General features: G+C 44.7%; 16 protein-coding genes. 10 read left to right on the top strand and 6 right to left on the bottom strand.

The window, feature by feature from the left end; all coding sequences use genetic code 11:
• Positions 1-17: 17 nt before the first annotated feature.
• The 4 genes from K5Q73_RS06255 to K5Q73_RS06270 all read right to left on the bottom strand — a co-directional run bounded on the left by K5Q73_RS06255 (position 18) and on the right by K5Q73_RS06270 (position 6226).
• Positions 18-2828, bottom strand: coding sequence for an immune inhibitor A domain-containing protein (locus K5Q73_RS06255; protein ID WP_220762229.1), 2811 nt, complete (start codon positions 2826-2828; stop codon positions 18-20).
• A gap of 1 nt (position 2829) precedes the next feature.
• Positions 2830-3129: a hypothetical protein gene (locus K5Q73_RS06260; RefSeq protein ID WP_220762221.1), complete on the bottom strand. Its 300-nt coding sequence runs from the start codon at positions 3127-3129 to the stop codon at positions 2830-2832.
• Between the two features lie 143 nt (positions 3130-3272).
• Entirely contained in the window at positions 3273-5438 is a 2166-nt protein-coding gene (locus K5Q73_RS06265; RefSeq protein WP_220762219.1) for a trehalase family glycosidase, read from the bottom strand.
• A 191-nt stretch (positions 5439-5629) separates the two neighbouring features.
• A complete protein-coding gene (locus tag K5Q73_RS06270) occupies positions 5630-6226 on the bottom strand; it encodes a YhgN family NAAT transporter (protein ID WP_220762217.1) in 597 nt (198 codons plus the stop codon).
• 217 nt (positions 6227-6443) lie between these two features.
• Between K5Q73_RS06270 and K5Q73_RS06275 the strand changes: the two genes are divergently transcribed.
• Positions 6444-8063, top strand: coding sequence for a metal transporter (locus K5Q73_RS06275; protein WP_220762215.1), 1620 nt, complete (start codon positions 6444-6446; stop codon positions 8061-8063).
• An 89-nt stretch (positions 8064-8152) separates the two neighbouring features.
• Positions 8153-8938, top strand: coding sequence for an NRDE family protein (locus K5Q73_RS06280; protein WP_220762428.1), 786 nt, complete (start codon positions 8153-8155; stop codon positions 8936-8938).
• A gap of 307 nt (positions 8939-9245) precedes the next feature.
• On the opposite strand, the gene K5Q73_RS06285 is transcribed toward K5Q73_RS06280, so the two are convergent.
• The gene (locus K5Q73_RS06285) at positions 9246-9668 is read right to left on the bottom strand and encodes a DUF4440 domain-containing protein (protein WP_220762213.1); all 423 of its coding nucleotides are present in this window, start codon (positions 9666-9668) and stop codon (positions 9246-9248) included.
• Positions 9669-9802: 134 nt separating this feature from the next.
• Here K5Q73_RS06285 and K5Q73_RS06290 point away from each other — a divergent pair, with 134 nt between their 5' ends.
• Positions 9803-10354, top strand: a complete 552-nt coding sequence (locus K5Q73_RS06290; protein WP_220762212.1) for a lysophospholipid acyltransferase family protein — start codon at positions 9803-9805, stop codon at positions 10352-10354.
• A 64-nt stretch (positions 10355-10418) separates the two neighbouring features.
• Positions 10419-11045, top strand: coding sequence for a LysE family translocator (locus K5Q73_RS06295; protein ID WP_220762210.1), 627 nt, complete (start codon positions 10419-10421; stop codon positions 11043-11045).
• A gap of 68 nt (positions 11046-11113) precedes the next feature.
• On the opposite strand, the gene K5Q73_RS06300 is transcribed toward K5Q73_RS06295, so the two are convergent.
• Complete coding sequence (locus K5Q73_RS06300) at positions 11114-12367, bottom strand: mechanosensitive ion channel family protein (RefSeq protein WP_220762426.1); 1254 nt, start codon at positions 12365-12367, stop codon at positions 11114-11116.
• Between the two features lie 193 nt (positions 12368-12560).
• Between K5Q73_RS06300 and K5Q73_RS06305 the strand changes: the two genes are divergently transcribed.
• From K5Q73_RS06305 to K5Q73_RS06330, 6 genes are all read left to right on the top strand, one after another.
• Positions 12561-13100, top strand: a complete 540-nt coding sequence (locus tag K5Q73_RS06305) for a porin family protein (protein ID WP_259650772.1) — start codon at positions 12561-12563, stop codon at positions 13098-13100.
• A gap of 368 nt (positions 13101-13468) precedes the next feature.
• On the top strand, positions 13469-14620 hold the full coding sequence (locus K5Q73_RS06310; protein WP_220762208.1) for an iron-containing alcohol dehydrogenase: 1152 nt from the start codon (positions 13469-13471) through the stop codon (positions 14618-14620).
• A gap of 63 nt (positions 14621-14683) precedes the next feature.
• On the top strand, positions 14684-15079 hold the full coding sequence (locus K5Q73_RS06315; protein ID WP_220762206.1) for a hypothetical protein: 396 nt from the start codon (positions 14684-14686) through the stop codon (positions 15077-15079).
• Between the two features lie 177 nt (positions 15080-15256).
• A complete protein-coding gene (locus K5Q73_RS06320) occupies positions 15257-16006 on the top strand; it encodes a DUF3157 family protein (protein WP_220762204.1) in 750 nt (249 codons plus the stop codon).
• A 240-nt stretch (positions 16007-16246) separates the two neighbouring features.
• Entirely contained in the window at positions 16247-16987 is a 741-nt protein-coding gene (locus tag K5Q73_RS06325) for a sulfite exporter TauE/SafE family protein (protein ID WP_220762202.1), read from the top strand.
• Between the two features lie 92 nt (positions 16988-17079).
• Positions 17080-18099 (top strand): D-cysteine desulfhydrase family protein, encoded by a 1020-nt coding sequence (locus K5Q73_RS06330; protein ID WP_220762200.1) that lies wholly within the window; start codon positions 17080-17082, stop codon positions 18097-18099.
• Positions 18100-18113 lie beyond the last annotated feature (14 nt).

Here is an 18113-nt window from a genome sequence, read left to right on the forward strand (position 1 = left end):
TTGGGCGTTTTGGGTATTTACGAGTGTTGGCGGCGGTGTGCACTCAATAAGCCAAGCAGCAATAAAGATAACCAGCCTAAACTGCCTCCTCCCGATGATTCACCACCAGACTCAACCACAGCAGCGGTGATTGTAACAGTGACACTTTTCTGCGCCTGTTGCCCCATATTATCAGTTACAGTTAAAAGCACGCTATAACTGCCAGCTGCGCCATAGGTATAAATTGGAGAAACTGCCGAGCTAGTATTGCCATCACCAAACTCCCACTGATGACTCAACTCACCATTACCGCCAGTAGATTGATCCATAAAGCTCACCTGTAAATTAGAGACACTATGGCTAAAATCGACCACAATCGCAGAACCCACAACAATATTGAGATAATTAACAAAGCTTGTGCCATTACCGTCGGTCACTGTGAGCGATACCAAATAATTGCCATCGGTCGCATAGGTGTAGCTAGGAGAAGCTTCAGTGCTGCTCGCGTCTGTGACGCCAAAGTCCCAAGCGTAAGTATAACTTCCATCACCGCCATTGGCATTTGCCGCAAAGCTCGCTTGCCGCCCCTGAAGACTATAACTAATGGATGCGCTCAAGTCTTTTGAATCTGGTGGAGTCTGGCTGCTATATCTAAACTGCACAGTAGCATTGCTACTATTGCTCGCTTGAGCCATAACTTCCATTGTTAGCCCTAGTTCTGGTAACACAACCCCTGATTCAGGTTGCAGTGGCGCACTATAATCATTGGTATCATCGAATAGCTTAGAGCCACTTAAGTGATCATCGTTAAAATAACTCGACTGATTAAATAGGCTGAAAGCTGCATCTCGCACCTGCACACTAGAGTCATTGCTGCCAATTAGATTCTGATCTGCATCAACCACACTAATTAAGCTATAGCCGGGATGATTATTAACTTCATTATCGCTGTAATCTTGGTTTTCAAACCAAACCACAACTCCAGGATCATAAGATTCTGACTTAAGCCCTTTATCTATACCTTGCTGGCTTCTTAACTGGACTAGGTAGCGACGGTCTTTACCCGGACGCATATTGCCCAATCGAGTAAACCCAGCATAGGCAATGCCCTCATCGAGCTCTGCATCATTCGAGAAAACCGTTTCGCTATTACTATTGATATTGATGTCATCTATCACAATGCCATAGTCACCTACCGCAGGATCGGTCACGTACCGAATAGACAAGCGCACTTCTCGCCCAGCATATGGACTCAAATCATAGGAAAGGTTAACCCAAGCATCAGTACCTTCAGCTGCAGCCAAATCACTAGACTTACCGGTAATAATGTTGCGTTCGTTATTAAGCAAGTTACTCGCTTTGGTGTAAAGCCCAGCTATTGCAACACCATCGACCATCACCTGTGCATAATCATAATCTTCCTCAATGCTCCAGTGTGCCTGCATAGTTAACGTAAGCGGCGACACTGCAGGTAGATCGATATCAAATGACATAGCATGGTTAATCATATCGCCTTGATCGGAGTAAAATTGAAAATCACCGCTATAAGGCTGCTTAAAGTCGATATCTACAGCAGGTACCTCAACTGAGATCTGATTCACCTTATCGTGATTAACCGCAGCAACTAAGTTAATGTCTAGGCCTGAATCTGTAATAGAATCGAGTGGCACAGTCTGCTCTGTAACCCAATTGCCTCCATAGATATTCTGTAAGTAAGAGCGAGCATAAGGACTGAAGCCCGTTGGTAGCGAGCCTGCAAGCTCACCCGCCCAACTACCACCGGCCATAATAGACCAGAAACCTACAGGGGAACCTTTACCTAGCGATGTGGTGTCATATTCATCGGGCAGTCCTAAATCATGCCCAAACTCATGTACACACACGCCCAGCGCGGCATCGATAGGCTGAATGGTGTAGCCAGACAGTTTCATGTCAGTCCCAGGTAAGCGATAACTGCCGCCATCGACAAAGGAACGATGAGACCAGATTGCATCGCCGCCTAGCATGCCGCCCCCAGCCTCTTCACCAATACTAGAGTGGAAAATCATCACATGATCGATAATGCCATCGGCTTCATTGGTTATGCCGTTATTGTTTGAGTCAAAAGGATCTTCGATATCATAACTGGCTAACTCTGCCTCACTCATTCTAGCTACAGCTGCACTTACGGCTTCTTTAACTAAATCAGAAGCTGCGATATCGTTGTCATTATCGTCGGGATCATTGCTACCATAAACCGCTGCATTACTCGCGGCGCGGTACCAGCCTTTTACATCACCAGTAAAGAAAAAACTGCCGCCAGATTCAGCCTGGTAGTATTGATACCCTGTCATCAGGGTTTGCCCTTGAGGGCCTTGATAACCTGAATTTGAAAACAACAATGAACGATAATGCTCAACCGAATAATCGTTATAAAACATTTGAGTATCGCTACTGGTTAAGCCGTTATCATCATGAGGCAAATCAGGAAAATCGATAAGCACGGTGAGCACCTTGACCGTTTTACTCTTAAAGCCTTCTACCTGACTATCGGATAAACTCATCGATTTAGAGCGTTTTTTAGCTTGATCTAAGCGCTTTCTTTGCTGCTGCGCCTGAATAAGCGGCAACTTTTTCTGCCCATTTGCTCTCTTGGTAAATTCCTCAATCGCCAGCTCTTTTTCTACATCTGTGGCATTAGCAGCTAACTCTCCACGCTTAATTAACCAATAAAGAACCTGCTCCTTATTGATAATGTTGGCATCTGCGGTTGTGCCACCTGTGATCGGCGCAGCTAGAGCGATTGGAGAGAATGAAAATAATGAGGCAAAAGCTATTGCCAACAATTTACTGTTAAGAAGTTTATTCATGCTACTGACTTCCTTTTTTACAATCTTGCAATGCCTGCTGACGCTTACGAATATATTCGATAACCACCACTTCCGCTTCAGCCTCAGTCATCTGTTCGGTAATCAAGCCTCGTTCTTTAAGGTTAGCCTTGAGCTTAGCCGTATCTTTGATTGGCGGTGTCGAACTACATAAAAGGTGTTTACGAGGAACATCACTGTGTGGATCAGTCGCAGCTGGCTGCTCTATTTCTTGAGAGCGGCTGTTGCAGGCCGACACAAATACAAAACTTAGGAAAAAAATGACTAGAAGAGAGACTTTCATAGGCTACCCAATACTGCTGAATCACAAAACAATAACAACAACAGCAACACATTAACAGTTGAATTGGTGTATTTAGGTAGCCCATCTGCATAAAACAAAATTAGTAGTAAATTATCAGATGCTAACCAGCTTAGTCTTGATTATTAATTATCATTAGCCTCTGTTAACCATGACTGATAAATGAGCAACAATACCGAAGCTGACCAGCTAAAGTTAGTGCAATGTAGCCCCTCTCCAGTTAACGGATTATAGTTCTCACGAATTGGGCTTTGTCCAAGGATCCCCTCTCCCTCGGTCACCAGCTGTAACGCCAAGCGCTGCGCTTCATCGTGATAACCGTATCGCTCAACTCCTTGTAGGCCAAATAATGCCTGATCCAACCATACAGGACCTCGCCAATATTTTGCAGCCGCAAAATTAGGGCTATCAGCACTTACCGTCGGGAATGGGATTAAAGTGCCAAATTGCGCTTGATTAAGGTGGCGTTCGACTATAATTTTGGCTTGGGCCTCACTGGCTGCGCCAGCCCAAAGCGGGATCCAGCCCTCGACGCCTTTACCTTGCTTAACCATCAACTCGTTACCCGTTGCGGTATAACGAATATCATAGAAAAAGCCCGACTCGGCATCATACATCTGCATCTGAATTTGTTTCGCCAATCGAGTGGCTGCAAGATCCCATTTCTCTGCCGCGATCTCATCGCCAAGCACAGCCGCGATCTGCTCTAGGAAACGTTTCTCCGCATAGAGATAAGCATTAAGATCCACCGACTCCTGAGATACCGAATAACCGACGAGCTTCCCACCTTGATGGTTTTGCCATATCCCTAAGGTGTCATCCATATCGAATCGCGGCGCATTATCCATCCCCGACTCCCAAGCAGCGGCTTCAATCACCGCTTCAGGGTTAATCGAGCCATCTTCATTGAGGTGCATAGGATGAAGGTTGGCACCATATTCGGCTAGGCCATTATCATTGTTATCACGATTGCGATACCACCACTCGTGATAGGCCACAAGCTTGGGATACATGGTACTAAGGAAGGCTTCATCTTTATCTTGCAGATAGATCTGCCACACGGCCCAAGCGGATAATGGTGGCTTACCATTGCGTTCATTCCAGTTGCCACCATCGCCACCACGTTCGCGGTCTTTATTATAAAAAATAGCATCGGGAAGGTTACCCGCATCTTGTGGCCTCAGCGGATCATCTGCCATAAATTGATAATCAAACATCGCCAGCACATTAGATTTTGCCAAGGCGGGATCAAAGCGAGCCAAAGCAACGGCTTGCTTCCAGCTATCCCACGCCCACACTCCATTAAACCACTTGTAGGTAATCGAGGGCGTAATCGCATCATGTTGTAACGCTCCCGCCGGACTGCGCCAATTGTGCAGTAGGGTTAACATGCTTTTGACTGCGAGTTGACGAGAACTCTTGTCTCCCCCTTTAATCGCTCTATCGAGTCTAGCTTGCCACTTGCTCTGATTTTCAAGCAGCTGATCTTCAATTTTGCCCCAGTCAGGTACTTGATGCGCGCTGCGCTCGACTTGAGTATGGAAATATCGCTGCGCCGATACAAACGTATGCTGCAGCCCTGCATCTAGAGTCATGGGCTCTGCGATAGCGCGATAACCCGATTGTTCATTGAGCGTAATCTTCATATCGCGATCGAACCACAACTCATATTCGGCATCGGCCAACTGAATTCGCCAAGTTTCCATGATTGGATTAAGTTGCCAACTCACGCGGTTAGCGCTCACTTCTGCCTGTTTAATTAGGCTGTAATCGGCTACTGAGGGATGAGCACTAAAGGGGGTTCCGCGCCAGACTAGTTGCCAAGTTTGAGGCTTTTTAGATAAGTTAATTAATTCGGTGCGCACCACAGCGGTGCGATTGTCGCTATAGCTGAGGGTTAAATTAAGTTGAAAATCAGACCAGGTAAATGACTGCACCAAGGCGTCGGGTTTGCTATAGATCTCGATTCGACTAGCGCTCTCTAACGAGACAAATTCATCTTTATCTATGTTGATTAGCTGCAAACGTTGCAGGCTGTCACTCAAGTGTAAGCTGTATTCTTGGGCAATAAATAGCGGGCCTGTAAAGCTACCATAATAAGCGGCATTATCAGGCAAATGAAAGCCATGCCAGGCTCCCTGATCCGTATACACAGAGCCAATGGTAAGATTGCCCTTATTATCACGCTCTTCCATCGAAGTTGGCGTGCCTTGATAAGGCAATAGATTTTGATAATCGGCAGAATCGAGCGCAGAGAGGCTAGCGATACAGAGTAGAAGGCAATTCAGCATGAGTTATTGTTATTTTTGAATATTATATCCCGAGTATTACAGGCTGAAATTTAATCTGCAAGCGTGATTAACTTTAGATTAACAAACTCAAAGAGCAACCAAGCGCTAATTTCAACCGAAAAACCTTAAACCTACCGTGCAACGCGCGGCTTCTTAACAGGCTGTTACAGCGCTAAGTTACAGAGCAATATTTATAGCCCTGTATGGCTAATATAATTGGCGACGCCATCGAGGAACATCTGCACTGAAATCATCACTAATACCATGCCCATTAATCGCTCTACGGCGGTCAGGCCCTTTTCGCCTAGCACTTTAGTGAACACCTTGTAGAAGAGTAAGATAACCGCGCTCACGCCCCAAGCTGACACTAAGGCAATGGTCCAATCAAACATGCGTTCATTGTCTGTATGCGCCAATAAAATCAAAGCAGCTAACACCGAGGGACCAGCCATTAATGGGATGGCCATAGGCACAATAAAGGGTTCTTCACCTGCAGCCAGCCCGACTACGCCACCGGGTTGGGGGAAAATCATTCGAATCGCAATCAAGAATAAAATGATGCCACCGGCAATACTCACAGACTCAGTCCGCAAGTTGAGGAAGTTAAGAATCGCCTCTCCCGCAAACAGGAATAGCATCATAATCGCTAGGGCAAATAGCAGTTCACGGATCAATACTCGACGGCGTTTTTTCGGTTCAATATGGCGTAAAATAGACGCAAATATGGGTAAATTCCCCAGAGGGTCCATAATAAGGAATAACATGACTGCCGCTGAAAAAGTATCCATAGATAAATGCTTCTATTCGCCGTAAAAAATACTATTCTATTATCTTTATCGATAAACTAACAAATTAGCGTCAAAAAACACCATTAAATGTCACAACAGACATGAAATTAATGCCAATTGAATATCAATGTAAATTCAATATAGGCCTCTGCTAATTGTCCACAAGGCTGGTATACTATGGCGCTTTTCTCGCTCTCGCGGTTTAAATTGGAACTCCATGCTGTATCTATTAGCTAGCTGCATCGCACTATTATTAGGCCCACTGTTCTATCGATTCTTTTCGACAGGCAATGGACTACAAAAAGGCCTAGACGGATTTATATTCGTTTCTTTGGGCGGCTTAGTGCTGGTTCATATTCTTCCAGAGCTATTAGAACACGGCGGGTTTCTCGCGATTGTGTTTGTGATTATCGGTATATGGGGCCCCACGCTTAGCGAACGGCTTTTCCACCGCTACTCTGAAGTCACCCATAACCTCACCTTAATCTTAGGTATTGGCGGACTATTACTGCATACCATCACAGATGGTGGTGCAATGATTCTGGCTCAACAAGAAGGTAACTCCCCCTTGTTGGCACTGGGGATCATCTTGCATCGATTGCCAGTCGGTGTAGCCATCTGGTGGTTACTCAAGCCACAAGTTGGTAGCCGTTGGGCTATGGCGGTACTCGCCGCGATGATGCTACTCACAGGCTTCGGTTACTTTGCCGGAGAGCAAATGCTGTCTCATTTAAGCCTTGAAAATACCGTTTATTTACAAGCGTTTGTTACGGGTTCTATCCTGCATGTCGTGCTGCACCAGCCCCATGGCACTCCAGTCACCGACAAACAAGGCAAGTATGAATACCAAGCCGGGATCGGTAGTTTACTTGGTATCGCCCTACTATTTTTACTGCTGATGATGGATTCAGGCGGCCATGACCATCATCACAGCCATAGTCACTCAACTGAGCATCTGCTCGATTGGATGCAGACTATCGCACCAGTTTTACTCCTCAGTTATGCCGTGGCAAGTCTACGTTTCCACTTTGGACTCACGCCCCATAACAGCCAGCTGAGCAAGCTCTGGCTGCAAAGATTACTCGGGCCCGAAGCCATCATCATTACCGGCTTATTACTTGGCCCTATGTATGCGCTGATCCAAGCGGTCTCTGTCGCAATTATTGGTTGGCAGCTTACTCGCTGCAATGTTGAGCCTACCGATCCCCATGATGCCCTGCCTGATTCGGCTTGGCGCTTTGGTTTCGCGCACTTGGTCGATCGCAGCGCGCCATGGATCTTGTTGAGCCTAGTACTGGCAAATATCATCGGTCATCCTGCCGTACCGCTATCTAGCCCATTAGTGCAGGTATTGGTGTTGTTATTGGTATTCTTACCGATGCGATTCTGTAATTTGGGCGCCGCGGTATTATCTTTATCGTTAGCCTACAGTGGCTGGACGACAACAGCGGTGATCTTGCCGTTAATCGCCGCGCCAATATTTAACTTTGCCCAGTTAAAACTGATGAATTGGACACAAAGAACCAGCTTATTTGCGCTACTGATAGCATTACTCGGCGCAATTGAGTTACTGCATCCTAAGTGGCAGGCCCTAATACATCTACCTGCAACACTAAACAATATCTGTTTGATCATTGTGGCCATATTGTTTGCCACTAGCCTGTTGCGCCTTGGACCACGTAAGTTCCTAAGCCGACTCATGCTGCTTAAGCCAAAAGCTCACCATCATGACCATGGGCACTCCCATAGCCATGAGCCAGCTAAGCACGAGCATAGCCATGAGCACGGTCATAAGCCTAAGCACCAGCATGGGCATGATCACAAGCATCACCATTAACTGGCACCGCTTTATCTAATCGACTCTCACTAGCTTTTCTAAGTCATGAGCATTAACCTGTATTCATGACTTAGATTTGAGCTATGTTTATGTGCATCCTATTTGTTGCCCTACAGACTCACCCCGAATTCCCGCTTATCATCTGTGCAAATCGCGATGAATTTCATCATAGGCCCACTCAACCTGCTCATTTTTGGCCTGCCTCGAATAAGACAAACAAGGTATTGGCAGGTAAAGACCTAGAAGCCGGTGGAACTTGGCTCGGGGTAAACCAGCAGGGGAAAATTGCTGGGCTAACCAATATCCGCGCACCAGAACTCAACCAAATCGATATGAGAAGCCGTGGCGAGCTAGTACTAAAAGCCTTAGAGCCTGATGGTATTGAGCAAGAATGGTTAACCCGTCATAGCCGTTTCTACAACCCGTTCAACTTACTTTTTGGCGACGAAAATAGCCTGCAATGTTTCGATAGTCGCAGCCAAAAGTTACAGCGGCTCTCGAGCGGATTTCACTCTATCAGTAATGGCGCACTCGATGATATTTGGCCCAAAATGGCACGCGGTTCTCAGGCGATAGAGCAGCATATTTCCAATCACGACGATCCAGACATCGATGCACTGCTGACCATTATGATGGATAACACCCAAGCACCTGACACCGAACTGCCAACAACAGGGATAAGCATTGAGTGGGAGCGTCATCTGTCTTCTATCTATATCCGCCATGAGGAATACGGTACACGTTCAACTAGCATTATATTGAAAGACAAACAGGGCAAGGTACATTTCACCGAGGTGAGATATGACGGCAAAGGCCGTAATTTAGGTCGAGATGAGTTTTATATCGAGCCTGGATCTCAGGTTAACCATACCTAACCCACTTGAAAGTGCAGGTTTCAGCGGTTTGGGGATAAGACCCACGCAATAACGGATATGACACAGCTTTAAGCGTCACTCTTGTTCAACTTGGCATGCCGAATAAGGTAAAGCAAGCCAATCACCAATACTGCGGCAGGGATAAGAAAAACCATGTCATCTCCTTAAGTAATGCTTAATATTGTATCAGTCTATCAGGGAGTGATACTAATACCAGTCAATATGAGTCATCGGCCTATTCTGGGCGATTTTTGGCAAAGTCATTCAAGGCGAATAGCTAAAACCAAGCTTTGCTCAAAAACAAACGCTAGTCTGAAGTATGATCATGAGTGATCACCCAACGGTCATCGATTTTTTCAACCAACAGGGTGAACACACCGTTAGGATTATCTTTAGCGCGCTCAAGTGACCAACGGCCAACCACAATCGCAGCGTAATTGCTGAGCATCTTGATCTCTTTAATCGTAAAAGTCAGCGCACCTAAGGTCGCTTTATCAGGATAGTGTTTCTTATAGGCGGCAAGGGTTTCTTCCCAGCCATAACGGAATTTACCATTGGAAACAAAGCGCATTTTGTCGCTATTCCAATAGCCCTGCATATAAGCATCTAAGTCACCGCGATTCCATGCAGCTTCCTGCTCGGCCAAAATATTTGCAATATCATCGGTTGGCACGGCATTAACGTTAAATGCCAAGCACAACAATAAGACACTGATTCCTTTTTTAAACATTGCCTCTCTCCAATCTGGCTATATTGGGTGTACTATACCTCAAATATCTATCTGGGGTATTGCAACCAATACCTATTGGCCAAAGCCGCAGAAAACAACAATACTAATAGTAAAGGCTGGACGGTTTTCGTTATATGTTTCAATTATTTTGGAAAGGGCTGCTAAAACTTATTGGCTGGAAAATTTCCGGCGAGCTGCCAAATGATAAACAATTTATTGCCATCGTTGCTCCGCATACCAGTAACTGGGACTTCATCATTGGCGTGATAGCCCGTGGTGCGTTGGGCGCACAAATCAACTTCTTAGGTAAGCACCAGTTATTTATCCCACCTTGGGGTTGGTTTTTCCGTGCCATCGGCGGTACACCTGTTGATAGGCGTAAAAGCAATAATCTCGTCGATGCAGTCGCTGAGCTATTTAAAACTAACCCTAATTTCCGCCTAGCCTTAGCGCCAGAGGGCACCCGCAGCCCGGTGTCTCGTTGGAAAACAGGCTTTTACCATATCGCCAATAAGGCTCAAGTCCCCATCATCACTGTAGGTCTCGATTTTGGTCGCAAGACAGTGGTGATTGCCGAAGGCAAGATGCCAACTGGCGATATTCGCCATGAGATGAATGAGATCGTCGACTTCTACCGCTCAATTGAAGGCCGTCATCCAAAGGTCATTCCAGACTACATCCCTTAGCAAGTTGCCTAAATAATGTCTGGCGGCTATAGTGCTGCCAGACATTCTAAATTGTATAAAATCTATGAGCTTCGATACCTGGTTACTCTACCTATTCGCCATTCTATTAATCGCAGTGTCTCCCGGCACCATGGCTGTACTGTCTATGGGGCACGGTATTCATTACGGTAAAAGCCGCAGCATTGCGACGGCATTCGGCAGTGTAACCTCGGCTCTGATCCTTATGATGGCCTCAGCTGCAGGCTTAGGGGCGCTGCTCAGCGCCACCGAATATGGCTTCACGGTATTGAAGTGGTGTGGCGCGGCTTATCTATTGTTTCTAGGGGTAAAGCTGCTACTCACTAAAGGCGATGGTAAAGGGTTAGAACTCAAAGCCACCCAAGGTAAAGGCACACCAAAACAGCTATTCAAACAAGCCTTTCTCGTTGGCATTAGTAATCCTAAAGATCTGTTATTTTTCGCCGCACTGTTCCCTCAGTTTATTGATATTAGCGCGCCACAAGGCCCGCAACTTGCCATTTTGGCCGCTACTTGGGCCGTGGTCGATTTTAGCTTCGTGATGATCTACGCCAGCATGGCCAATGTCTTGGCTCCAACATTAAAGTCGAGCAATAAACTACATTGGTTCGACCGAACCAGTGGTGGGGTATTTGTGGCATTAGCTTCGATTTTAGTTAGCCGCGAGAATTAGTTTCTTTTAAACAAAGTACAAGAAAGCCAGCTTTAACGCTGACTTTTTACTGTATAAACGACAACGAATTAGTGCTTCAAACTGCGCACATCCGCTCCGGTTGGCCCCTGGAATACTCGCAAACCGAACTCAGGAATAATCGAGAAGATATGATCAAAAATATCGGCTTGAATCCCTTCGTAAAACTCCCAGCGAGTATCGTTAGTAAAGATATAAAGTTCGATAGGCACACCTAGCTCAGTTGGCGCAAGCTGACGTACCATCAGTGTCATATCTTTGCGGATCTTATCGTGCTGCTGCAGGTACTCCTGAACATACGCTCTAAAGGTGCCTAAATTGGTTAGATGACGACTATTCACATACATATCTGCATCTTCAACTTGGGCATTATATGTGATGATCTCCGCCGATTTTGTAGAGAAATAGTCCTTAAGATGATTGATCTTGCTTAAACTACGCATATCCTCTTCAGTTAAAAATCGCACCGATTGAATATCTATCTGTAGCGCACGCTTAATTCTACGCCCACCGGATTCAGACATGCCACGCCAGTTTCTAAAGGATCCTGAAGTTAAAGCGTAAGCAGGTAGCATGGTCAGAGTTTGGTCAAAATTACGCACTTTAACTGTGGTCAAAGACACCTCTTCAACAGTACCGTTAGCGCCATAGTTATCCATTTCAATCCAGTCACCTGGGCTCACCATACGGTTAGCAGCAAGCTGGATCCCTGCCACAAAACCCAAGATAGTGTCCCTAAATACCAACATGACTAAACCCGTTGCGACACCTAAACCACTTAAGAAATAAACTGGTGATTGGTCTGCTAAAACTGAGATAGAAATGATAATCGCGACGAAGAACATGAAGAGTTTAGCCAGCTGTACAAAGCTCTTAATCGGCAACCTACGGCTAACTAAATTATAATCGGCTATCTCATTCGCCGCGTCTAAGGCGCTATAAACTGCGCGAACAAATAGAATAACGATACTCACATCGAGCAGACGATCACTTAAGCTGCTAAGAACCTTGTGGTCATTCAGGGCAAGCGGCAACAAAATATTCAAGATGATAATGGGCACAAGTATGGCTATTTTCTCCAATACTTGATGACGCATAAAGATGTCATCCCAATGTGCCTTAGAGCGCAGAATAACCATATTCATGGTGGTCACCACTCCGCGTTTTACGAAGAAGTAACCGATAAAAGCCACCACACAACATGCGACTACCATAATCGTACTCGACACACCGTCAGACGGTTGAGTATTGATGCCAATATTAGTTAACCACTGAGCAATCGCTGCGCGTAATTCCTGATCCAAAGCCATTCTCCAATTCTTGCGCGCTAAAATGAGCACCCAACCGGTTAAAATAAATCCAACATTTACCGTTACAGGTATAAACACTTGCGCTACAAATATCTATTATACAAGTCATTTTAGCACTCTTGGTTGACTGTAAACCAAAGATTTACAACAATCTATCACCATCAGCTTGCCATTTAAATTTGAGGGAATGATGATTCGATTCTTGATAGCTAGTCTATTTGCGTTTACTTGCCACGGCGTCATGGCGAATGACTTCAGCTTAGAGCCCGACACTAAACCCACTCCGGTTATGGCTGTAACTCTAGACTATATTCCAGCTGCAGAAGATATGTACGGTATTACCTTCGCGCCTAGTCACTATGACAGAGATTACGCCGACTGGGGCTATTACATTGGCTATGCTCAAAGCAAAAAGGAGGATGTGTATGTAGAGCCTCCAGGTGAAGGCTACACCCAAGACACCCTCTGGCGCTTTGGTATTAGCTATACCTTAACAAGCGATCTAAGCATCTATGGCGGCGCAACCGCCTACACCACAGAATTCTCTTCAACCACTAATATTGTGCCGTACGTTGTTGGCGCCGAGCCAGTTTGGGAAACCGATAAAGACACAACATGGGGTGCAGAAATCGGCCTACGCTACGTTCTTGGTAAGCACCTTACCCTTGGCGCTGGCTATAACTCAGCCACCGAATCGGCAGTATTGAGTATAGGCTATTCAATGTAAAAGCGTTTGCTGCCAATCGCATACAAGCCCTGCCCTCTCACGATCCATAATAATTCGAGGGCTAGTACTAGATATTCATAGCTAGGCTACTCCCCCCCGCAACCAATTACTGCTAATCAGCATTCCCCCGCCATGCTCCACCAACAAGGCAAGTTGCCTCTGCCAGTTAATTATTACTGTATGGTAAAAATCATTTTCAATTTTAGCTAATTATCATTTCAAACGTAAAGAGTAAACTCTCCTCATCGATTAAGCACGGCCAATTAGTACTGATGTCTTCAAACGATAAAAATCACTTTTATATTATCAACCTCTTGAATTTTTTTATTTAACAACTTGATTTTTTAACTTAAATTTAGGAACACATTATGAGCAGCGTATTTTACATGCCTCCAATGACTCTTATGGGTCAAAACGCAATCCAATCTCTAGGTTCAGAGCTCACAAGCAAAGAGCTAAAGAAAGCACTTATCGTTACCGACGGTGTACTCGTTGAAATTGGCCTAGTTAATCGCCTAACTGACGAACTAAAAATCCACAACATCGACTTTGCTATCTATGACGGTGTTAAGCCAAACCCAACTGAAAAAAATATCGAAGATGGTCTTGCTCTGCTAGCGCAAGAAAACTGTGACTTTGTTATTTCATTTGGTGGTGGTTCTTCACACGATGCAGCAAAAGGTATTGCTTTAGTTGCTGCAAACGGTGGCCATATTCGTGATTACTCAAAAGGTGTGCATACATCTAAGAAACCACAGCTTCCACTAGTGACCATTAACACAACTGCAGGTACTGCTTCAGAAATGACAGTATTTGCCATCATTACTAACGAAGCTGATGAAACCAAATACCCAGTTGTAGACAAGCATTTCACTCCAATTATTGCTGTAAATGACTCAGAACTCATGGTTGCTATGCCTAAGTTCTTAACTGCAGCAACAGGTATGGACGCACTTACTCACGCTGTTGAAGCCTATGTTTCTACTGCATCAACACCTATTACTGATGCCTCAGCTATCAAGGCAATAGAGCTAATTTCACAAAACTTAGCTACTGCTGTTGAGAACGGTGAAAATCGCCAAGCACGTGATGCAATGCAGTACGGTGAGTACCTTGCTGGCATGGCATTCTCTAATGCTTCCCTCGGTTATGTTCACTCTATGGCCCATCAGTTAGGCGGTGTTTACGACTTAGTACATGGTCTATGTAACGCAATTCTTCTACCTGAAGTTTCACGTTTCAACGCTGTAGCAACACCAACACGCTTTGTTGATATAGCCAAAGCTATGGGTGTTGATGTATCAAACATGACCCAAGAGCAAGCTATCGAAGCCGGTATAGAGGCAATTGAAGCCCTATCTCGTCAAGTAGGCACAGCGCAACGACTAAGTGACTTAGGTGTTACTGAAGAGAAACTCGCATTCATGGCGCAAAACGCGCTAAACGATGCCTGTTCTCTAACTAACCCACGAAAAGCGAGTCTTGAAGAAATCATCACTATCTTCAGAGCACGTTTGTAATTCAGTCTTAAATCCATCAAATGAGGGGGAAGCTTCCCCCTCATTCATTATTCTAGGCTCCCTATGACAAGCTTAACCAGCCAAAGCAACAAAATTACCCTGATCAAATCAGGCTCATTCGCACTTAATGATTTAAGTCAGTTATTAAATATCGAAAACCTAAAGAGTGATATGGCTGAAGTTAGTGTCACTAACAACTGCAATGCCCTCACCATTGGCCACTTTACTATGGCGACAGGTACTGAACTTGAGTACTTCTATGATTCTGTTGAATATAAGGTGATCACCAAGGGGAAAATCGTCGTACGTGATACCGACAACGTGAAATACGTTGCTGAAGTCGGTGATGTATTACTTTTCTCTCCTGATGTAACCGTAATTTTTGATGCAGAGAGTGATGGTGAAGCCATCTACACAGCTCATCGCCTAGCTGCAGCTGATTTTGCCCCAAAAGCTTAACCACTGACTTTATACACCAACCCGACTTTATCTTCAGGTTGGTGTTTTACGGCTAATAAGCCAAGTTTCTCCCTCTGTGGTTCCGCGATAACCCCGCCTTATTCTGACTAACACCTGTATTAATCCCCCACGACTTTGTCTATGCTAGGGCAATCAACTTAAACAGGTTATTTTCCTATGTATAAAGCTCTGCGTACCTACACCTCGATTGCATTATTACTATTTTCGATTCCGGCATTCGCCGAAGAAGTGGCGCGAGTCACTCTAGAAAATGGTGCCACGGTCAAACTAAATGATGACTTCACTTGGGAATATGTGATTCTCGAGAGTCAAACCAAGCCAGATACCGCCGTGCCAGTAACTTTACCTGCCACCATTGCCACTGTTGCAGCTTTAGAGAGCCAGGCTTCTGCTGTAACCCAAGCACCAACAACAGCTGTACCTGTTACTTTACCAGCCACAGTCGGCGCTGTTGCAGTTGTGGAGAGCGCCACTCCAGCAGTAACTGAAGCACCAACAACAGCTGTGCCGACAACATTGCCAGCAAAAGCAGAAACTCTGACCTCGGCAGCAATAGCTCAAGCGGCACTACTAAAATCAACAGCTAAAGGCGGCGTCAAAGTCAGCTTATTAAACAGTCAGTGGGATGACGACGGTCGTTTAGGGCTTACGTTCGAGCTCAACAGCAACAGCCCTGAACACTATGTATTGATTGAGCTAGAGATCAGTCTTTTTGCCGACTCTGGTGCGCTGATTAAAAAAGAAACCGTCAATGTATGGCAGGCTATTTTCAGAATGCCTGACACTTACCTACGTAAAGGCCAGACTCGTGACAGTCGCGTATTCTGGATTGAGGACTTAGACCCTAAGCTTTGGACTAAAGAGTTGGTAAGCCTAAAAATGGGTGAGATGGACTCTAGAATGTAATCTCGCAAAACAGACTTAACAAAGCCGCATGGGGTAATCCCATGCGGCTTTTTTTTATTTGTAAACTCGCTAAAAATGTAAAAAATAATGATCTAACTCAACTTCTACCAATAAATCCAACCTAGGTTAGTTTCAGTATAACATTTAGTTATAGCTGGGAAATATTTAATCAATTGACCAAACATGGGGGCGCAATCATATAATCCACCCATAGATTAAATATATTACCTTGGTTAACTTATGGAACTCTCATTATTATTAATGACAGTATTTTTTGCAGCAACATTACAAGCTGCCACAGGTTTTGGATTTGGATTAATAGGCGTAAGCTTCTTACTTGTTTTATTACAATCTAATTCAGCCGTTCAAATTGTTATTATATTAACACTAGCCATGTCATTAGTTCATTGGGTTAAGATTCGTAAAATAGCACCAATGGAACTGGTTAAAAAAATAATGCTCGGTTGTGCTCTAGGTTATCCAATCGGTATTATTATTTTTAGTAATTTTGACCTTACTGGCCTCAAAATAGCTGTTGCGATACTCATCCTTGCTATCACAGCACAAAACATCTTAGAAATGGTCAAAGTTCGCAGAGGCCGTGAAGCAGTACCCGCTAGCATGGACAAAGGCTCTTGCTTTGGAGTGGGTACCATGTCTGGCGTGATGGCCAGTGCCATGGCTATGCCTGGCCCTGTAGTTATTGCCTACCTAACCCGAAGTGCACTGGCTAAAGATCAAATCCGTGCAACGGTAATCACCTGCTCTACCTTCTCTTATATTGTCGCATTAGGTTTGCAAGCCTCTTTCGTTGGTATTGAAGCCACTACTTTTAAAACATCCATGATGTTAATTCCTGCAACTTTTGCTGGAGCCTTCTTTGGTGATTATATTTCTAAATATATTAACCAAGAATTATTTAAAAAAATCACACTCTTTGTTTTATTAGGCAGTGCCGTCAACATCCTTATAAACATTTAAAGCAACAAACAGTTAATTAAAAACCAAACAAACATAAAAGCTATTCTCATAAATATTGATAAAAGAACAAATTAATATAAAGGAATCAAAAAATGCTTACTGATAAATTCCCTAAAGCTAAATTAGCTCACACCCCAACACCTTTCGAATTTATGGCTAATATGACCAAGAAATTCGATGGCCCTAAATTATGGATTAAGCGTGACGATGCAACTGGCTTAGCCATGGGTGGTAATAAGGCTCGTCAATTAGAGTTTTACGTTGGTAAGGCTCAGGCCGATGGTTGTAATGCTCTATTAACCACTGGTGCGGTTCAATCAAACCACGTACGTATGACAGTTGCAGCAGCACGTAAGATGGGCTGGCATGTTGAAGTACAACTAGAGCACCGTGTTGATGGTCGACTACCTGAGTACGAAGATAGCGGCAACCCATTCTTAGATAAACTAATGGGCGCAAAAATTCACACTTACCCAGTAGGTGAAGATGAGAACGGTGCCGATCAGGTGATGTATGACAGAGCCGACGAGCTAACGGAAGAAGGCTATAAGCCATTCGTTATTCCATTAGGTGCAGTAGGCAAAACACCGTGGGGTGCACTAGGTTATGTTGACTGTGTGGAAGAGTTATTGCTTCAAGCACAAGCCACTGGCATGAAGATCGATGCCATCGTACTTCCAACGGGTTCAGCTAACACTCACGCAGGTGTTTTAGCTGGCTTAATCGCACTAAACAGCGATATCCCTGTATACGGTTTCTGTGTTCGTCGCGACAAAGTGGCTCAATTTGAGCGCGTATTAGTTAAGACTCGCAAAGTACTACAACTACTTGGTGTTGATGAAAATAAAGTTACTCACGAATTAGTTAAGTGTGAAGATTGGGTGCTTGGCCCTGGATATGGCCAATTGACCACTGAAGTTCATGAAGCAATCGAGATTTTAGGTCATGAAGAAGGGATATTATTAGACCCTACCTACACAGCTAAGAGCATGGCCGGCATGATCGGCATGATCCGCGACGGTCAATTCACTAAAGAGCAGAACGTCGTATTTTTACACACAGGTGGTACACCAGCCCTATTCGGATACCCAGAACTGATTGCCAATAAGTAAAAACTAAAAAAACA

It is taken from the genome of Shewanella sp. MBTL60-112-B2, from assembly GCF_019655055.1.
Lineage (GTDB): Bacteria > Pseudomonadota > Gammaproteobacteria > Enterobacterales > Shewanellaceae > Shewanella.